The organism is Leclercia sp. UBA1284 (assembly GCF_002308415.1).
GTDB classification, from domain to species: domain Bacteria; phylum Pseudomonadota; class Gammaproteobacteria; order Enterobacterales; family Enterobacteriaceae; genus Enterobacter; species Enterobacter pneumoniae.
On record NZ_DBUS01000006.1, the window covers coordinates 2,113,407 to 2,130,293 of the forward strand.

Annotated in this window: 12 protein-coding genes and 1 tRNA gene; 4 read left to right on the forward strand and 9 right to left on the reverse strand. The window is 54.4% G+C overall.

Going from position 1 to position 16,887, the window contains the following annotated elements; all coding sequences use genetic code 11:
- The first annotated feature begins 27 nt into the window (after positions 1-27).
- Positions 28-104 (forward strand) — tRNA-Pro (locus B3511_RS13400).
- A 349-nt stretch (positions 105-453) separates the two neighbouring features.
- Here B3511_RS13400 and B3511_RS13405 read toward each other — a convergent pair.
- The gene (locus tag B3511_RS13405; protein WP_040074749.1) at positions 454-714 is read right to left on the reverse strand and encodes a DUF2534 family protein; all 261 of its coding nucleotides are present in this window, start codon (positions 712-714) and stop codon (positions 454-456) included.
- Between the two features lie 206 nt (positions 715-920).
- Here B3511_RS13405 and eco point away from each other — a divergent pair, with 206 nt between their 5' ends.
- Positions 921-1,397, forward strand: coding sequence for a serine protease inhibitor ecotin (gene eco, locus B3511_RS13410; protein WP_286782788.1), 477 nt, complete (start codon positions 921-923; stop codon positions 1,395-1,397).
- A 46-nt stretch (positions 1,398-1,443) separates the two neighbouring features.
- Here eco and B3511_RS13415 read toward each other — a convergent pair whose 3' ends face one another.
- Both B3511_RS13415 and mqo read right to left on the reverse strand, forming a co-directional pair.
- Entirely contained in the window at positions 1,444-2,832 is a 1,389-nt protein-coding gene (locus tag B3511_RS13415) for a DUF1996 domain-containing protein (protein WP_286782790.1), read from the reverse strand.
- A gap of 141 nt (positions 2,833-2,973) precedes the next feature.
- Positions 2,974-4,632: a malate dehydrogenase (quinone) gene (gene mqo / locus B3511_RS13420; RefSeq protein ID WP_046884713.1), complete on the reverse strand. Its 1,659-nt coding sequence runs from the start codon at positions 4,630-4,632 to the stop codon at positions 2,974-2,976.
- Between the two features lie 177 nt (positions 4,633-4,809).
- Here mqo and B3511_RS13425 point away from each other — a divergent pair, with 177 nt between their 5' ends.
- A complete protein-coding gene (locus tag B3511_RS13425; protein ID WP_046884712.1) occupies positions 4,810-6,108 on the forward strand; it encodes a SulP family inorganic anion transporter in 1,299 nt (432 codons plus the stop codon).
- Here B3511_RS13425 and mgtE read toward each other — a convergent pair.
- From mgtE to B3511_RS13455, 6 genes are all read right to left on the reverse strand, one after another.
- Entirely contained in the window at positions 6,071-7,507 is a 1,437-nt protein-coding gene (mgtE, locus tag B3511_RS13430; RefSeq protein WP_207292126.1) for a magnesium transporter, read from the reverse strand. The two genes, B3511_RS13425 and mgtE, sit on opposite strands and share 38 nt — an antisense overlap.
- Positions 7,508-7,647: 140 nt before the next feature.
- Complete coding sequence (locus tag B3511_RS13435) at positions 7,648-9,291, reverse strand: multidrug ABC transporter permease/ATP-binding protein (protein ID WP_207292127.1); 1,644 nt, start codon at positions 9,289-9,291, stop codon at positions 7,648-7,650.
- Positions 9,292-9,367: 76 nt separating this feature from the next.
- Positions 9,368-10,018, reverse strand: a complete 651-nt coding sequence (gene alkB, locus B3511_RS13440) for a DNA oxidative demethylase AlkB (RefSeq protein ID WP_286782793.1) — start codon at positions 10,016-10,018, stop codon at positions 9,368-9,370.
- Positions 10,018-11,082 carry a bifunctional DNA-binding transcriptional regulator/O6-methylguanine-DNA methyltransferase Ada gene (gene ada, locus B3511_RS13445; RefSeq protein WP_286783684.1) on the reverse strand — a complete coding sequence of 355 codons (1,065 nt, stop codon included), beginning with the start codon at positions 11,080-11,082 and terminating at the stop codon, positions 10,018-10,020. Before ada ends, alkB begins: the two co-directional genes overlap by 1 nt.
- Positions 11,083-11,154: 72 nt before the next feature.
- Complete coding sequence (gene apbE, locus B3511_RS13450) at positions 11,155-12,213, reverse strand: FAD:protein FMN transferase ApbE (RefSeq protein ID WP_286782795.1); 1,059 nt, start codon at positions 12,211-12,213, stop codon at positions 11,155-11,157.
- A gap of 118 nt (positions 12,214-12,331) precedes the next feature.
- Positions 12,332-13,462, reverse strand: coding sequence for a porin OmpC (locus tag B3511_RS13455; protein ID WP_286782797.1), 1,131 nt, complete (start codon positions 13,460-13,462; stop codon positions 12,332-12,334).
- A gap of 744 nt (positions 13,463-14,206) precedes the next feature.
- On the opposite strand from B3511_RS13455, the gene rcsD reads away from it, so the two are divergent.
- Positions 14,207-16,879, forward strand: coding sequence for a phosphotransferase RcsD (gene rcsD, locus B3511_RS13460; protein WP_286782799.1), 2,673 nt, complete (start codon positions 14,207-14,209; stop codon positions 16,877-16,879).
- The last annotated feature ends 8 nt before the right edge of the window (positions 16,880-16,887 follow it).

Below are 16,887 nucleotides of genomic sequence, written 5' to 3' on the forward strand. Positions count from 1 at the left end.
AAATTGAGTAGTATTAGCTACCAGTGTCGGCACGTAGCGCAGCCTGGTAGCGCACTGTCATGGGGTGTCAGGGGTCGGAGGTTCAAATCCTCTCGTGCCGACCAAAAATCCCAAAGAAACCAACCTTCTACGGTTGGTTTTTTTATGCCTGTAACAAACCCTGGCGTCGATGGCGAGGCTCCCTCGCTCAGAGTGAGACCAATTCTGGCGGCCTACGCAGCAGGTAAACGAGCGTTACCAGCGGTTTAAGCGCCCCGATCTGAAAGGTCTACCCCGCCCCCCCAGCTTTCCCGGATGATGCCCGCGCCAGAAGACGACGCCGCTTACCAGAGTGAACAAGCCAAAAGGGTGAGATTTGGAAACGCGACCGGGTATCGTTAATTCATCAGGCACGTTTTTCAGAGGTAAAAAAAACCAGCCCGTGGGCTGGTCTGGCGTATTACCGTGCGGGGCTTACTGTTTATTACTGCCACCGAGGAAAAAAATCCCCAGCGGGATGGCCAGCAACACGGTAAAGACGGTGCTGTAGACGAGGATCATGGCCGACTGCAAAACAAACATGCTGGTCGTCCACGAAGAGAGTGGGATATTGTACTGTTCAATGACACCAACGATGGTCGCGCGGCCGACGCAGGCCACCGCAATTGAAAATACCACCAACAATGCCAGAAGAAATTTTCTGCCCGACGGGGTGTTAAGCTTTGCGCGTACCATCGCTCTTTCCTTTACAGATGAATAACCATGATTGCCGCTAACCCTACCACGATCTTGCCGGTCACGCCATATTAGCATTTAACACTAAACAATAAGCAAACAACCAGCTGATTAAACCGGTTAAACAGAAAATTTAAGTAAATAACCCTGTCAGTGAAGGTTCAATATGCTACGCTTGCCACGATCGTTGAACAAAAGGAATGATTGTGAAAAAAGTACCGAAGATTGCTATCGCCCTGCTGGCGGCCACCTGTACCAGCGCTTTTGCCAGCAATGATATTCTGACCCCTTTCCCGCAGGCCGAAAAAGGGATGAAACGTCAGGTGATCCAGCTGCCGGAGCAGAAGGATGAGGCGCAGTACAAAGTCGAACTGCTGATTGGTAAGACGCTGGAAGTGGACTGCAATCAGCACCGACTGGGCGGCGAGGTGTCCCAAAAAACGCTGGAAGGCTGGGGTTACGACTACTACCGCTTCGATAACGTTACTTCACCGGTCTCAACGATGATGGCCTGTCCGGACGGCAAGAAAACCAAGAAATTTGTTACGGCATACCTCGGCGACCACAGCCTGCTGCGCTATAACAGCAAGCTGCCGATTGTGGTCTATACCCCGGAAAATATCGACGTGAAGTACCGCCTCTGGAAGGCAGACGAGAAAATCGACGACGCACAAGTGCGTTAAAGAGGCGATTTCAGGGTTCCAGCGCTCGCCTGGAACCCCTTCTCACCTAAATCTCTGACGTGTGTTTAAAGCCTGTCAGCATCAGCACAAGGCTCTCTTTCGACGCAGCGGTGTTGAACTGATAATGGTTACCCTGCCGATCGCCTCCGATATACCAGGAGATATCCGTTTTCCCTGCGGCCAGTGCTTTACGTACTGCGGTATCGACATCCACCATCCGGTATTCCCGGACATGATTGAGATAGAGCAACGCCTCTGAGTGATAACTGCAGGCAGGACGCTGTTTCCAGTTCACCGTGGCGGGATCCCAGTCATTGCTCGCCGGATAGAAGAAGATCTGATCGGCACCATTATTCTCTACCTTCCCGCCATAGAGGCGTATACGGTACTTAAACTGCGCAGGATCCTGCCCGGCCGGCAGCGGTGGGATGGCAAATTTCACCAGGCTCAGCGTTTCCGGGTTGCGGGTACGGCCCCCCTGTTTCCAGTTATCGCTAATCTGCAGCCCCTGCCCTGATGGAGTCTCGCTGCTGACAGTGACATTCGCCAGCGCCTTCGAATACCCGTAGGGCACGTTGGTACCGCAGTCCATCCCCTGGTTCATACAGAGATCGGTCATAAATCGCGCCCCCTCCTCTGTCCAGCCGTTCATAAAATCGGCGTGGGCCGTATAGAGGCTCCCCCAGTGCTCCTCCCGCGTATCACCATTCATCGTGGGATCGAGAGAAAGCTGCGCTTTTGCCGTATCCAGGAAGGTAATGCCCTTTAGCACATAGGCCACATTCATATTGACGGTCGGGATCTTCACCGGATACCCGGATGGACACTGCCCTTTCACGTCATAAACGGCATTTTTCATACCGTGCATCGGCTTAAGATGGATCCCATCCCAGCAGTTGGGAAACTGGATACCGATATTGAACTGCACCGCATCTTTGGCTTTACGCAGTCCGCATACCTCACCCACCTTATTGCTGTAACCTTTGCCGTTGGCGCATAAGAAGGTAATTTTGCCGTTAGGCTGCGTGCCATGGTGATCGCCCGCCAGTAGCGCCAGCCCCGCCGGAAAAGGGGTTAGTGGATATTGCGTAACATGCGAAGCCTGATAATAGGTTTTCTGATAAGCAGGCTGCACGACCGTACCATCCGGCAGACGCAGAGAAGGCGCCCAGTAAGCAGAGCTATCGGCTTTGTTATCGCAGGTGGTCTCAGGGCGCTGACGCAGCGATGAATAATCCGACCAGGCATCGGCATGGGTGTTGCCGAAAAAGTCATGCCACATGGCCTGATTGGGCATACCGTACATCATGATCGCGTCATCGCCACGCGTATGGCTCATGGCGCAAACCACGTGAGCCTGCGGGCCGGCGTGAGCACAAAGGGAGGGAAGCAGCATGGCCGACGCCATCGCGGCAGAGAGGGTGGTCCTTTTCATTATTATCTCCTGATATGAAAGGCCACATTGGTATCAAAAGCGCGTGCGCACGACTAAATATTGCCGGGGTACTTTTCCTCGCGGGTTTGCTTTACGCGTAAAAAAGGCCGGAAGAACCGGCCTTTTTCTCTCAGCGTGACATTACAGTGCGATATCTGCCACGGGCTTGTTAACTGCCGGCTGGGGCTTGCCCTGCGGCTCCGCTTTTGGCGCCACATCGGCCGCCTGCGGTTTTTCATATTTCAGCTGCAGAACGCGGCTGGTGTACTCCAGCTCCTGTTCAGTCGCTGCCACATTACCGTTCAGTTTGGTGCCGTAAGATGGAATAATGGTTTTCAGTTTGGCCTGCCATTCCGGCGTCGCGACTTTATCTTTGAACACTTTTTCCATCAGGTGCAGCATGATAGGTGCAGCGGTAGATGCGCCTGGAGAAGCGCCCAGCAGCGCCGCAATGGTGCCCTCTTTATCGCTCACCACTTCAGTGCCGAGACGCAGAACGCCGCCCTCTTTTTCATCACGTTTGATGATCTGCACGCGCTGACCTGCCTGCCACAGACGCCAGTCCTCTTTTTTCGCCTGCGGATAGTACTCTTTCAGCGCCTCGAAACGCTCTTCATCAGAGAGCATGACCTGGCTAATCAGGTATTTCACCAGATCGAAGTTATCCAGCCCGACGTTCATCATCGGCACGATGTTAGAGGTGGTGGTGGAGCTCAGCAGATCCCACAGCGAACCGTTTTTCAGGAATTTCGTGGAGAAGGTCGCGAACGGTCCGAACAGCACGACGCGTTTGCCATCCAGCATACGGGTATCGATATGGGGAACAGACATTGGCGGTGCGCCCACAGAGGCCTGGCCATACACTTTCGCCAGATGACGGTTCACCACTTCCGGATTTTCAGAGACCAGGAACTGGCCGCCCACCGGGAAACCACCGTAGTTGTCGGCTTCCGGAATACCGGTCTCCTGCAGCAGTTTTAACGCTGCGCCGCCAGCACCGATGAAGACAAACTTCGCCTTAATGACGTGCTCTTCTTCATTGTGCTTCAGGTCGGCTACGGTCACGCTCCAGGAGTTATCAGCGTTACGCTTAAAGCCACGGACTTCGGTATTCAGCGCCAGGTTGAAGTGCTCTTTCTTCTGCAAAGCGCCCACCAGCTGACGGGTGATTTCACCGTAGTTTACATCGGTGCCGATTTCGGTACGGGTTGCAGCTACCTTCTGGTTGGGATCACGCCCTTCCATCACCAGCGGCGCCCACTCTTTGATCTGTGCATGATCTTCAGAGTATTTCATGCCGCGGAACAGGGTGCTCTGCTGCAGGGCGGCATAACGTCCACGCAGGAAGTTAACGTTGTCATCGCCCCAGACAAAACTCATGTGTGGCACGGTGTTAATGAAGCTGTGTGGGTCGTGCAGCACGCCGCTGTTCACCTGATGAGACCAGAACTGACGAGAAATCTGGAACGCTTCGTTAATCTCAACCGCTTTTTCGATACTGATGGAGCCGTCCTTCTTCTGCGGCGTATAGTTCAGCTCCATCAATGCCGAGTGGCCGGTACCGGCGTTGTTCCAGCCGTTCGAACTCTCTTTCGCCACCCCATCCAGGCGCTCAACCATGGTCATTGACCAGTCTGGCTGCAGTTCTTGCAGGTAGGTTCCGAGCGTTGCGCTCATGATCCCGCCACCAATTAAAAGGACATCCGTTTGCTGCTCTTTTGGTGCGTCAGCCTTCGCCGCCATCGAGACAGCGTTCAGCCCCACGGCCAGCGAAAAGAGCACGGCAGTCATTTTTTTCATCATTTATGCCTTAAGTTATACGTGGAAATTGCAGGTGAAATAAGCTGCGGGGCAACGGTAGCAACATTTAAATATTGTTTAAAGGTTACGAAATTATTGTAATTGTGAAATTTAATGGTGGATTGTTTATACGGGAATGGCGCATCGGACTGGCAACGCGACCATTTTCTGGCTACTATGCTGCACTTTGTGATCGCGCGCACGGAAGCCCGCCCTGACCTGCGAAGCCTTATGTCTAAAATCCTGACCTCTCACCAGCCCGATGAGGGCCGTGTAGCGCATATCCTGCGCTCGCCGAATCTCTTTGTCCGCGAAATTCTGGCGGGTGTTATCACCGCCCTGGCTCTGATCCCGGAAGTGATCTCCTTCTCTGTGGTGGCCGGCGTCGACCCGAAAGTTAGCCTCTTTGCCTCGGTGGTACTCTGCCTGGGGCTCTCTGTGTTGGGCGGTCGCCCGGCGATGGTCACCGCCGCAGCCGGTTCGGTGGCGCTGGTGATTGGTCCGATGGTGGCGCAGCATGGCGTGCAGTACATCCTGCCAGCGGTACTGCTCGCCGGGTTAATTCAGATCCTCTTCGGCGCGCTGGGGATGGCACGATTGATGCGTTTTATTCCCCAGTCGGTGATGACCGGGTTTGTTAACGCCCTTGGGATATTGATCTTCTTCGCGCAGGTTCCCCACTTCTGGAGCAAAAGCCCGCTGATTGTCGGTCTGTTTGTACTGACGATACTGATTGTGCTCTGGGTGCCACGCTACATTAAGAGCGTCCCCTCCCCGCTGATTGCTATTGTGCTGCTGACCCTGTTTACCGTCACCAGCGGACAGATCCTGCCGACCGTAGGCGATGAAGGTTCCATGGGCGGCGGACTGCCAGGGCTAACTGAACTGCTGGTGCCCTTAAACCTGAACACCCTTAGCATTATCTGGCCTTGTGCGCTCAGTATCGCCTTTGTCGGACTGATGGAGTCGTTACTGACGGCAAAACTGGTGGATGAGCTGACGGCAACCCCTTCCAGCAAGCGCCGGGAAAGCATCGGGCTCGGCGTCACCAATATCCTGGCTGGTTTTTTTGGTGGGATTGCCGGTTGCGCGATGATCGGGCAAACCATCGTCAACGTCGAGATGGGCAAAGGCCGCAGTCGCGTATCCACCTTCGCTGCCGGTCTGGTGCTCCTGCTCCTGGTGACCGCGCTGAGCGAAGTGATGGCCAAAATCCCGATGGCGGTGCTGGCGGGGATCATGGCCATCGTCGCGGTGAAAACCTTCAGCTGGCATAGCATCCAGCCCGGTACGGTGAAAGGTGCGCCGGTGGCTGAAACGCTGGTGATGCTGGTGACCGTTGCGGCGACCGTTTCAACCGGTAACCTGGCCATTGGCGTGGTAGGCGGGATTATCGCCATGGCGATCATCCCGGCCCGTCTTAAGCGCAAGCACGCCGCTACAGCAGAAACAGCGTCGCAAGCCCAAGAAAAATAAAGAAGCCCCCGGTATCGGTGATGGCGGTGATCATCACGCTCGACCCCACTGCGGGGTCGCGCCCGAGACGATTCATGGTCATCGGGATAATCACCCCCATCAGCGCCGCCACCAGCAGGTTGAGCACCATTGCCAGGGTCATGACCGCGCCCAGTGCCATATCATCGTACAACCACCAAGTCACTCCGCCCATAATCCCGCCCCACACCAGACCGTTGATAAGCGCCACGCCCAGTTCGCGGAAAATCAAGAAGGTGAAGTTGCCGGGCTGGATGTTCTGCAACGCCAGCGCACGGACAATCATGGTGATGGTCTGGTTACCGGTATTGCCGCCAATCCCCGCGACAATCGGCATCAGCGAGGCCAGGGCGACCAGCTGCGAGATGGTATGTTCGAAACCATCAATCACCCGCGAGGCGATAAAGGCGGTGCAAAGGTTGATGGCTAGCCAAGCCCAGCGGGTTTTTACCGCTTTACTGACCGGCGCATAGACATCCTCTTCCGCGCTCAAGCCCCCCATGGCGCGCATATCGTTATCGGTCTCTTCATAGACCACATCAACGATTTCATCGATGGTCACACGTCCCATCAATTTGCCCGTCGAGTCCACGACGGCGGCGCTGAGCAGGTTGTCACGTTCGAAGGTGCGCGCCGCTTTTTCCGCGTCATCTTCCGGCATGAAGATCACCGGATCGGGCTCCATCACTTCACTCACTCGCCGCTTCGCGCCGTGCAGCAGAATGGTTTGCAGATCCAGCTCGCCCAGTAAGGTTTTATCCCGTGAGGTGACAAAAAGTTTGTCAGTGTTATTGGGCATTTTCCCCAGACGTCGCAGATAGCGCTGCACCGCGCCCAGAGTGACGTCCGGGCGCACGAGAATCACGCCAAACTCCATGATCGCGCCGACGCTGTTTTTCTCATAATGCATCACCTGGCGAACGCGGGCGCGTTCATCAGCCGGCATCGAGGCCAGCAGACGGCCCGTCAGATTACGCGGCAGATGCTGTACCAGGTAAATCTGCTCATCAATATCCAGGGTCCGGAGCGCGTCAAGGATAGCGTGATCGCTCATCTCCTCGATCAAGTCGTCCCAGACGTTCTCTGAGGCTTCAAGCAGCACCTGGCCGCGCTCGTGATCTTCCACCAGCCGCCACAGAGCGAGACGCTCTTCCCGGGGCAACGCTTCAAGGGTATCGGCAAGATCGGGCGGCGGCAGATGCGACACCAGTGCCCCTACCTCAGCAATATCGTCGGCTAAGGTGCCGACGTCATATTGCTCAGCCAGGGTCAGTTTACCCAGCAGCGTGGAGACCAGCGCTTTATCGGTGGTCATCAACCAGATCAGTCGCGCACGCTCTTCATCGCGCAGCCTTGCGCTGTTTTTGTTCTTTAACGGCATTGATCATAAATCCATGTAATGTGATGGCATTAAGAATAGCGGCAGGATATGTAAATAAGAATAAACGACGGGTGGAGATGAACAAAAAAAGAGCATAAAGAGGGAAAATACCCGGCCTTTGAAAGGGCCGGGCAAAGAAGTCAGGCAGTACGGGCAACCGCATCCCTGGAGGCAGCATCGCGCTCGGCACCGGTCAGCTCGCTCAGCTGGCCATTACGCATCTCCAGCAGCCGATCCGCATGAATAAAGTAGTGATCGTCATGGCTGATGGCAAAGATGGTTTTGCCCATCTGCTGCATCAGCGGTAGCAGCACCTGGTAGAAGTCGCGGCGGAAGTGGGGATCCTGATCTGCTGCCCACTCGTCGAGCAAAATGATGTCACGCTCTTCGGCCAGCGCCAGGAGTAGCGCCACGCGCTTCTTCTGCCCTTTCGACAGCTTCAGGTTGAGAATTTTGCCATTCTCCAGCTCAAGCTTATGCGACATTTGCAGATGGTCGAGCCACTTCGCGACCAGCGCCGAATCGGCCTGTTTGCCCTCTGGTCCCAGCAACTGGTCAAACAGCCAGACGTCGGTGAAGACCGCCGAGAAGAGCTTGCGGTAGTCTTCAGGCTGCTCAACGTTCATGGGTTTGCCGTCAAGCAGGATGTCGCCTGACTGAGGCTGGTAGAGGCCCGTTAACAGCATCGCCAGCGTTGATTTACCGCTACCGTTCCCGCCAATCAGAAACAGCAACTCACCGCGATGGATCGTTAAATTTACCGGCCCAATGGCGAAGGCGTTGTCCTGGTAGTGGAACGTGACATTGCGTAACTCCAGGGTCTGCCAGTTCGGGAAGGCCTGTGGACGCGGGAACGCAGGCTTGTAGGGCGCCAGCGCAAATTTGTTAAGCTTATTAAATGCCACCTGCGCGCTCAGCAGGGTTGGCAACGCGCCCACGGCAGAGAGCATCGGCGTACGCAGGAACAGCAGCGTCAAGGAGTAGGTTGCCGCCACGTTGGTATCGGCCCAACCGAGGCTGTTCGCCATCCAGAACACCAGGCCGATAGCGCCCAGCATCATAATATTCGACCAGTTTACCGCGCTCAGATGAAAGGTATCGGCGCGAATAATATGGTGGCGATACTCGCGGGCATCCGGAACATAGAGATTATTGAAGATGTGTTCAGCGCGCTCGCGATTCAGGGTCAGCTCTTTGCGCCCTTCCAGCACGGTCTGATAATCGTTGTAGAGCTTATCTTCGGTTTCACGCAGCACGGCCATATGTTTGTAGACCCGCGCCACCAGCACGAATCCGCCCCAGATGGTGATCACAATCCACAGTGCGGTAATGGCCAGCATTTTGGTAGACAAGAACGCCAGATAGGCTGCCGATCCGAAGGTCAGAATAATCCCTTGCACCAGCTCCGGCAGACGCACAAAGGCAATGGTGATGGCACGTACATCGCTGGTCAGCCCGGCCAGCAACGAAGCGCTGCCTAACTGCTCGATGCGCTCTACGTGGGTATCCAGAATACGCTTGATAAACTCGCTGCGCAGGCGATAAACGAAGTGGTGGCCCAGCGTGGTCAGCGCCAGCTGTGAGCCCAGCGTTACCGCCATCAGCAACAGCAGCAAGCCGAGAAATTCGGGTAGCACCGTCAGGGTGGTATCGACCGTTTCGATTAAACGCAGATTGATAAAGGCGATGAGCCCTATTCCCAGCGCGGCGCTGAGCAGGCTTAGCGCCATCACCGCAATAAAAGGCCAGCGATATTGTCGCCAGACCAGAAGAAGGAGTTCCATGCAGAGCTATCCGGACAAGAAAAAACAGCCAGCAGTTTAAACTGCCCGCCGCTTACATCAAGAATAATTCTTATTTTTATTCGCTCTTCGCTGCCTGGCGGAACGTAAGGTTGTAACGATACTCGCCGGTCAGGGGATGTTCGCCTGGCTTGAGCGGTTGGATCCCGTGATAAAAGAGGCGCGATGCGCCACCCCACACCACCACATCACCATGCTCCAGCAGCAGGCGTTGTAGGGGATCATTACGTTTCATTCCGCCAAACTGGAAGACGGCCGGCAATCCCAGCGAGACCGAAACAATCGGTGCCCGCAGGTCGGCTTCGTCTTTATCCTGATGCAGCGAGAGCTTTGCCCCTACGCCGTAGCGGTTGATCAGGCAGGCGTCGGGTTGAAAATCGGCGTAGCCTGCCGCGATAGCCGCCCGGTGGCAAAGCGTAGCAAAGGCGACAGGTAGCGGCGGCCAGCGATGACCGGTGAGCGGATCGTTGGGAGAGTATAGATAGCCGCGTTGGTCGGTCGTCCAGCCGAGTGGGCCGCAGTTGGTCATGGCCACTGACATGGTGTACCCGCCCGGGGTCACCATCTGGCGAAAGGGGGCATGCGTCGCCACGTCGGCAATCGCCGCCATCAGAGCGGAGTCAGAGGCGAGCGCAAAGCGGCGCAAGATCACGGCCCCCGGCGCCAGCGGCTCCACCCAGGGTTCGGCATCGGCAAAAAGATCGAGCATTACTCCTCCTCATTTCCGGCTTCACGGCGCAGAAGCGCCGCTTTTCGCGCTATTCCCCAGCGGTACCCTGAAAGCCCACCGTCGTTTCGCACTACCCGGTGACACGGAATGATAATGGCGAGCCGGTTGGCCGCACAGGCACGGGCCACTGCCCGCACCGCATTCGGTTTACCGAGGCGGGTAGCCACCTGCTGATAACTGACGGTTTCCCCGGCCGGAATAGTGCGTAATGCTTGCCAGACCTGCTGCTGGAAGGCGGTACCGCGAATATCCAGCGGCAGCGTCAGGCTCAGGGTATGGTTATCAATGCTGGCGATAACCTGCTGCACGCGTGCGGCAAATCCGGTATCTGCCTGCTCGTGGCGGGCGTGCGGGAACAACGTCTGCAGTTCGTTCAGCAGCACCGCGTCGTCATCTCCGGGCAGTATGGCACAGATCCCGCGCTCGCTCTCCGCGACCAGACAGCGGCCCAGCGCGCAGTCGCTGAGCGCGTAACGGACGGTTGTCTTATCGCCGCCCCGGCGAAACTGCTTTGCGGTCATGCCAAGCGCGGCGTCTGCGTTACGGTAGTAGCTGCTGCTGTCCGGGAAACCGGCCGCCAGCAACGAATCGGTAATCTTTTCGCCCTGCGCTAACCGGCTACGGAGACGCGCCGCGCGGGCGGCCTGCTGCCAGGCTTTGGGCGTCATCCCGGTGGCGGATTTGAACAGACGGTGCAGATGATAAGGGCTTAACGCCACCTGCTGCGCCAGTGCATCCAGCGTGAGGGACTCTTCCTGCTCCAGCAGGCGGCAGGCTTTCTCGATAAGCAATACGCGCCGCGCCTGCGGATCATGTTCATCGGGGCGACAACGTTTACAGGGACGAAAGCCGGCCTGAAGGGCGGTATCAGCATCGTCAAAGAAACGGACATTCTGGCGTAAGGCGTGGCGCGCCCGACACGACGGGCGGCAAAAGATACCGGTGGTTTGCACGGCAAAGACGAACTGGCCGTCAGCGGCGGTGTCGCGAGACAACACCGCCTGCCAGCGTGGGTCATCGTTAATCAGGGTCGTTTTGTTCATCATGCGCTCCTTCAGTAAGCATACTCCTACCCTGCCTGAGCGCCAGAGAACAAAAACCCGTAACCTTGCTTTTTAATTTTTTCCGTTAACCAGATAGCCGCTGAACTGCGGTGACATCCAGGTTTTGAACCCGTTACCTTCACGGGTGATCATATAGACCGCCAGCCCTTCCCGGCGCACAACTTCCTTCGCTTTTTCCGTCCCCAGCACCATCAGACCTGTATCCCAGGCATCGGCCTCCAGCGCCGTGGGGGCTATCACCGTCACGGACACCAGATTATGGGTGATTGGGCGCCCGGTCTGAGGATCGATCGCGTGGGAGATGCGCTTGCCGTCCAGCTCATAATAGTTACGATAGCTACCTGCCGTACTAATGCCGTGGCCGTTGATATCAACGATCGCCTGTACGGCATTCTGCTCATCGGTAGGTTTTTGGATCGCCACGCGCCACGGTTTATCGCTGGCATTCATCCCCCGACTGACCAGCGCGCCTCCTACCGACACCAGATAGCGGGGGATCCCCTCTTCGGCCATCAGCGCGGCCAGGTGATCGGCGGCATAGCCTTCGCCAACGGTAGAAAGATCAACAAACAGGTCGGGGATATTCTTTTCCAGATACTGCTGGCCGTACTGGTACAGCACCGACAGATGGTGTAGTCCGGTGAGTCCTCGCGCATCATCAATTTGTTGCTGAGTGGGTGTTTTTACGGGCTGTTTGTCGGGACCAAATCCCCACAGGTTGACCAGCGGCCCCACGGTGATATCCATCGCCCCCTGGGTTTTGTAGCCCACGCGCAGGGATTCGGTCACGATATCTGCCATCGCCTCGCTAACGGGCCACGGAGAGGTGCTTTTTGAGTGATTGAAGCGCATCAGCGCGGAGTCGTTTTTCCAGGTAGAAAGAAGCTGATCGTCGGCATCCAGCTGCGTCTGGATCTTGCCGCGTAGCGCTTCAACCCGGGCTTTGTCGACGTTGATGACGCTAACACGCCAGAAGGTGCCCATGGTTTTACCTTCTAACACCGTTGCCGCCGCGGCATTGTCACTTTCTTCCGGCGCTTTTGGAGCATCGCACGCTGTTAACATGAAGAGTGCCGACAAGACGCCGACACGAAGAAAAGTCATATCCATTATTTATTATCCTCTGGCCTGAGACCGGCAAGAGTACACCAAAAACAGGGAATTGTAAGAGTCGAATACAGGAGCGAAAAAGGGGCCATCAGGCCCCTTGTCTGATACGTCATGCGTCTTAGAACTGGTAAACCAGACCCAGCGCGACGATGTCGTCAGTGCTGATGCCAGCCTGTTCGGTGAAGTCGTTTTTATCCAGCAGGTTGATTTTGTAATCAACGTAGGTGGACATGTTTTTGTTGAAGTAGTAAGTCGCGCCAACATCAACATACTTCAGCAAATCCTGATCGCCGAAGTTGGTGGTGTTGTTACGGATATCCTTCCCTTTAGACTGCAGGTACGCCACGGACGGACGCAGACCGAAGTCGAACTGGTACTGTGCGACTACTTCGAAATTCTGCGCTTTATCAGCGAAACCGTAAGCATCGGTGATGCTGCTGCCGTTAGAAGAACCAAAACGGGTCGCGTTATAGGTCTGGGAGTATTGCGCTGCCAGGTAAACATTGTTCGCGTCATATTTCAGGCCGCCGCTGTATACGTTAGCGCGATCGCCGTCGCCGTAGACACCTGCTGCGTTCTGGTCAGCGGTACGTTTAGAGGAGGCCAGAGCGGCACCCGCACTGAAACCTTCGCCCAGATCGTAAGTCAGAGACGCGCCATAGCCATCACCGTTCTGTTTCAGCAGGCTACGGCCGCCAGCAGAGTCATTCTCGCCGCTTACGTTGTCGTTCGCGCCCTGGTACTGCAACGCAAAGTTCAGGCCTTCAACCAGACCGAAGAAGTCCTGGTTACGGTAGGTCGCAACGCCATTAGCACGGGATTGCATGAAGTTATCTGCACCGTAAGTGTCGCCGCCGAATTCTGGCAGAACGTCAGTCCAGGAGGTGACGTCGTAGATAATGCCGTAGTTACGACCGTAATCGAAAGAGCCTGCGTCGCCGAATTTCAGACCTGCAAATGCCACACGGGTCCAGGACTGGTTATCGCTTTCAGAGGTGTTGCCCTGAATCTGGTATTCCCACTGGCCGTACCCGGTCAGCTGGTCATTAACCTGCGTTTCGCCTTTAAAGCCGATACGCATATAGGTCTGATCGCCATCGCTACCGTCGTCGTCAGAGAAATAGTGCAGACCATCAACTTTACCGAAGAGATCTAATTTGTTGCCGTCTTTGTTATAAATTTCAGCCGCATTCGCTGCGCCCGCTACCAGCAGTGCTGGTACCAGGAGGGAAAGTACTTTAACTTTCATTTTTATACCCTCTGTTATATGCCTTATTTTTATTACCACTGCTTACTGATTAATCCTCTTAACCAGTCGGCAACTTCATTCTCCGCAAAAATACAGAATAATCCAACGGGAATATGATACGAAAACTTTGAAGATGTTTCATTTTTCGACCAGGATGTTTCATTTTGTAAAAAACAGGGAACTTTCTGACAGCACAAATAGTTAAAAAACAAACACACCATACAGCGCACTCAAATAAAAACCATAATTATCAATAACATAGTTAAGGCTGCGTTATAGCACTGATTGACAAAACAATTTCTTATCTCCCGTCTAAAATAACTCTCGCTATCATCATTAACTTTATTTATTACCGTCATTCAGTTTTGAATGTCTGTTTATCCCAAATTGAGCCGAATGCCCTGCATTCGGTTTTTTTTTTACACTTCTCTACACAAATAGTCATTATTTGTGCTACCGCCCTGAAACTATAACGACTATTAATTAATTGCCGTTGTGCTGAAAATTAGACAGCAAAAATGAACGGCAAATATAATTGTTTGTTTGATTGTGCTATTTTCTTTAATTATCGCTAATAATTTGTACAATACATTTCATGGTGTACAAATTTTCGCCAGAGGAACGGACGGGGTTTTCTGACGTAAAAAGTCAGCTCATCAGGTAGCGTGACGCTGGAAATTCGATTATTACCCTTTATACTGCCCATTCCGCCTGCAGCGCAGCCATAACGGGTTAAACATAGCAATGAGTCAGTCTGAAACCACAGCCGCCAGTAAATTTTCACTGCTTCCGGGCAGCATTACCCGTTTCTTTCTTCTATTGATCGTTGTGCTGTTAGTCACCCTGGGCGTGATGGTGCAGAGTGCGGTAAATGCCTGGCTAAAGGATCGCAGTTATCAGGTTGTGGATATCACCCATGCCCTTCATAAACGCATTGATACCTGGCGCTATGCCACCTGGCAGATTTACGACAATATCGCTGCAACGCCTGGTAACTCTTCGGGAGAAGGCTTGCAGGAAACCCGCCTTAAACAAGACGTTTACTATCTTGAGAAGACGCGTCGGAAAACCGAAGCCCTGATTTTTGGCTCTCACGACAGCGCCACCCTTGAGATGACGCAACGTATCTCTACGTATCTTGATACCTTGTGGGGCGCCGAAACTATTCCCTGGTCGATGTACTACCTGAACGGCCAGGATAACAGCATGATTTTAATCTCTACCCTGCCGCTAAAAGACCTCTCCTCCGGGTTTAAAGAGACCACGGTCGGCAATATCGTTGACACACGTCGGGCAGAGATGTTGCAGCAGGCCAACGCGCTGGATGAGCGCGAAAGTTTCTCTTCTCTACGCCGCCTGGCATGGCAGAACGGGCATTACTTCACGCTACGCACCACCTTTAACCAACCGGGGCATCTGGCAACGGTGGTGGCGTTCGACCTGCCGATAAACGATTTGATCCCACCGGATATGCCGCTGGATAGTTTCCGCCTCGATCCGGATACTGCCTCGCAAAATCTGCGTTCATCACAAGATAAAGAGAGCCCGGACAGCGTAAGCATCTCTTTCAACGGCTCGAAGATCGAGATCGCCTCTTCCCTGAACAGTACCGGGATGCGACTGGTCTGGCAGGTGCCTTTTGGTACCCTGCTGCTCGATACACTGCAAAACATTCTATTGCCACTGTTGCTGAACATTGGCCTGTTGGCTCTGGCGCTGTTTGGTTTCAGTACATTCCGTACGCAGTCCGGGCGTCAGAGCGATGTCCCGGTCAATACCGGAAGCAGCAATGAGCTTCGCGTCCTGCGCGCCCTGAATGAAGAAATTGTCTCGGTATTGCCCCTTGGTCTGCTGGTGCATGATCAGGAAGCAAACCGCACTATTATCAGCAATAAGATCGCCGATCACCTGCTACCGCACCTCAATTTGCAAAACATCACCACGATGGCCGATCAGCATCAGGGTGTGATTCAGGCCACCATTAATAATGAGCTGTATGAAATTCGTCAGTTCCGCAGCCAGGTGGCTTCGCGTACCCAGATCTTTATTATCCGCGACCAGGATCGCGAAGTGCTGGTGAACAAAAAGCTTAAGCAGGCGCAACGGCTGTATGAAAAAAATCAACAGGGCCGGGCGGCCTTTATGCAGAACATTGGTGAGGCGTTTAAACAGCCTCTGAAGACGTTGGCCGATGAGGCTGCACATCTCAACGGCGCGGACAGTCTGCAGCTTGCCAGACACGCCGATACGCTGGTAAGGCTGGTGGACGAGATTCAGCTGGCAAATATGCTGGAGAATGATAGCTGGAAGAGCAACGCAGAGTTGTTTTCTATTCAGGATCTGATTGATGAAGTCGTTCCGGAGGTGCTGCCTGTTGTTAAGCGCAAGGGTCTGCAGCTTCTTATTAACAACCCGTTGCCGGCTAACGATAAACGTCACGGGGATCGCGAAGCGCTGCGCCGGATCTTGCTGCTGCTGATTCAGTATGCCGTCACCACCACCCAGATCGGTAAGATCACCCTTGAAGTGAGCAATGACGAATCGGCAGACGATCGCTTGACCTTCCGCATTCTGGATACCGGTGAAGGGGTCACGCTGAGCGAAATCGATAATCTCCACTTCCCGTTCCTGAACGAGACCCAGGGGGATAGTTACGGTAAAGCCAACCCCCTCACCTTCTGGCTCTGCGATCAGCTCGCCCGTAAACTTGGCGGTCATCTGAATATTAAAGCCCGCGAATCGCTAGGAACCCGTTACTCTCTGCACGTAAAAATGGCGGCGACGGCACAAGAAGCTGAAGATGATGAACGTCTGCTCGATGACGTGGTAGCCATGATTGACGTCACCTCTAATGAGATTCGTAATATCGTGGTTCGTCAGCTGGAAAACTGGGGTGCAAGCTGCATCACGCCTGACGAAAGGCTGGTAAGTCAAGAATATGATCTGTTTTTAACTGATAATCCGTCTAATCTTACTGCCTCCGGCTTGCTTTTAAGCGATGATGAGCCAGGCGTGCGAAATATCGGCCCCGGGCAGATGCGCGTCAACTTTAATATGAGCAATGCTATGCAGGAAGCTGTACTACAACTAATAGAAGAGCAGCTGGCCCAGGAAACGATCCCGGACTCCCCGCTTGGCGGTAATGAAAATGCCGAGCTTCAGGCCAGCGGTTATTATTCGCTCTTTGTAGACACAGTACCAGATGATGTTAAGAGGCTGTATACTGAATCCGCCGCGAGCGATTTTGCGGCGCTGGCTCAGACAGCACACCGACTAAAAGGGGTGTTTGCCATGCTTAATCTGGTTCCAGGCAAGCAATTATGTGAAACGCTGGAACATCTTATTCGTGAGAAAGATGCCGCCAGCATAGAAAAATACATCAGCGACATTGACGCCTACGTCAAAAGCTTGCTGTAGCAAGGTAG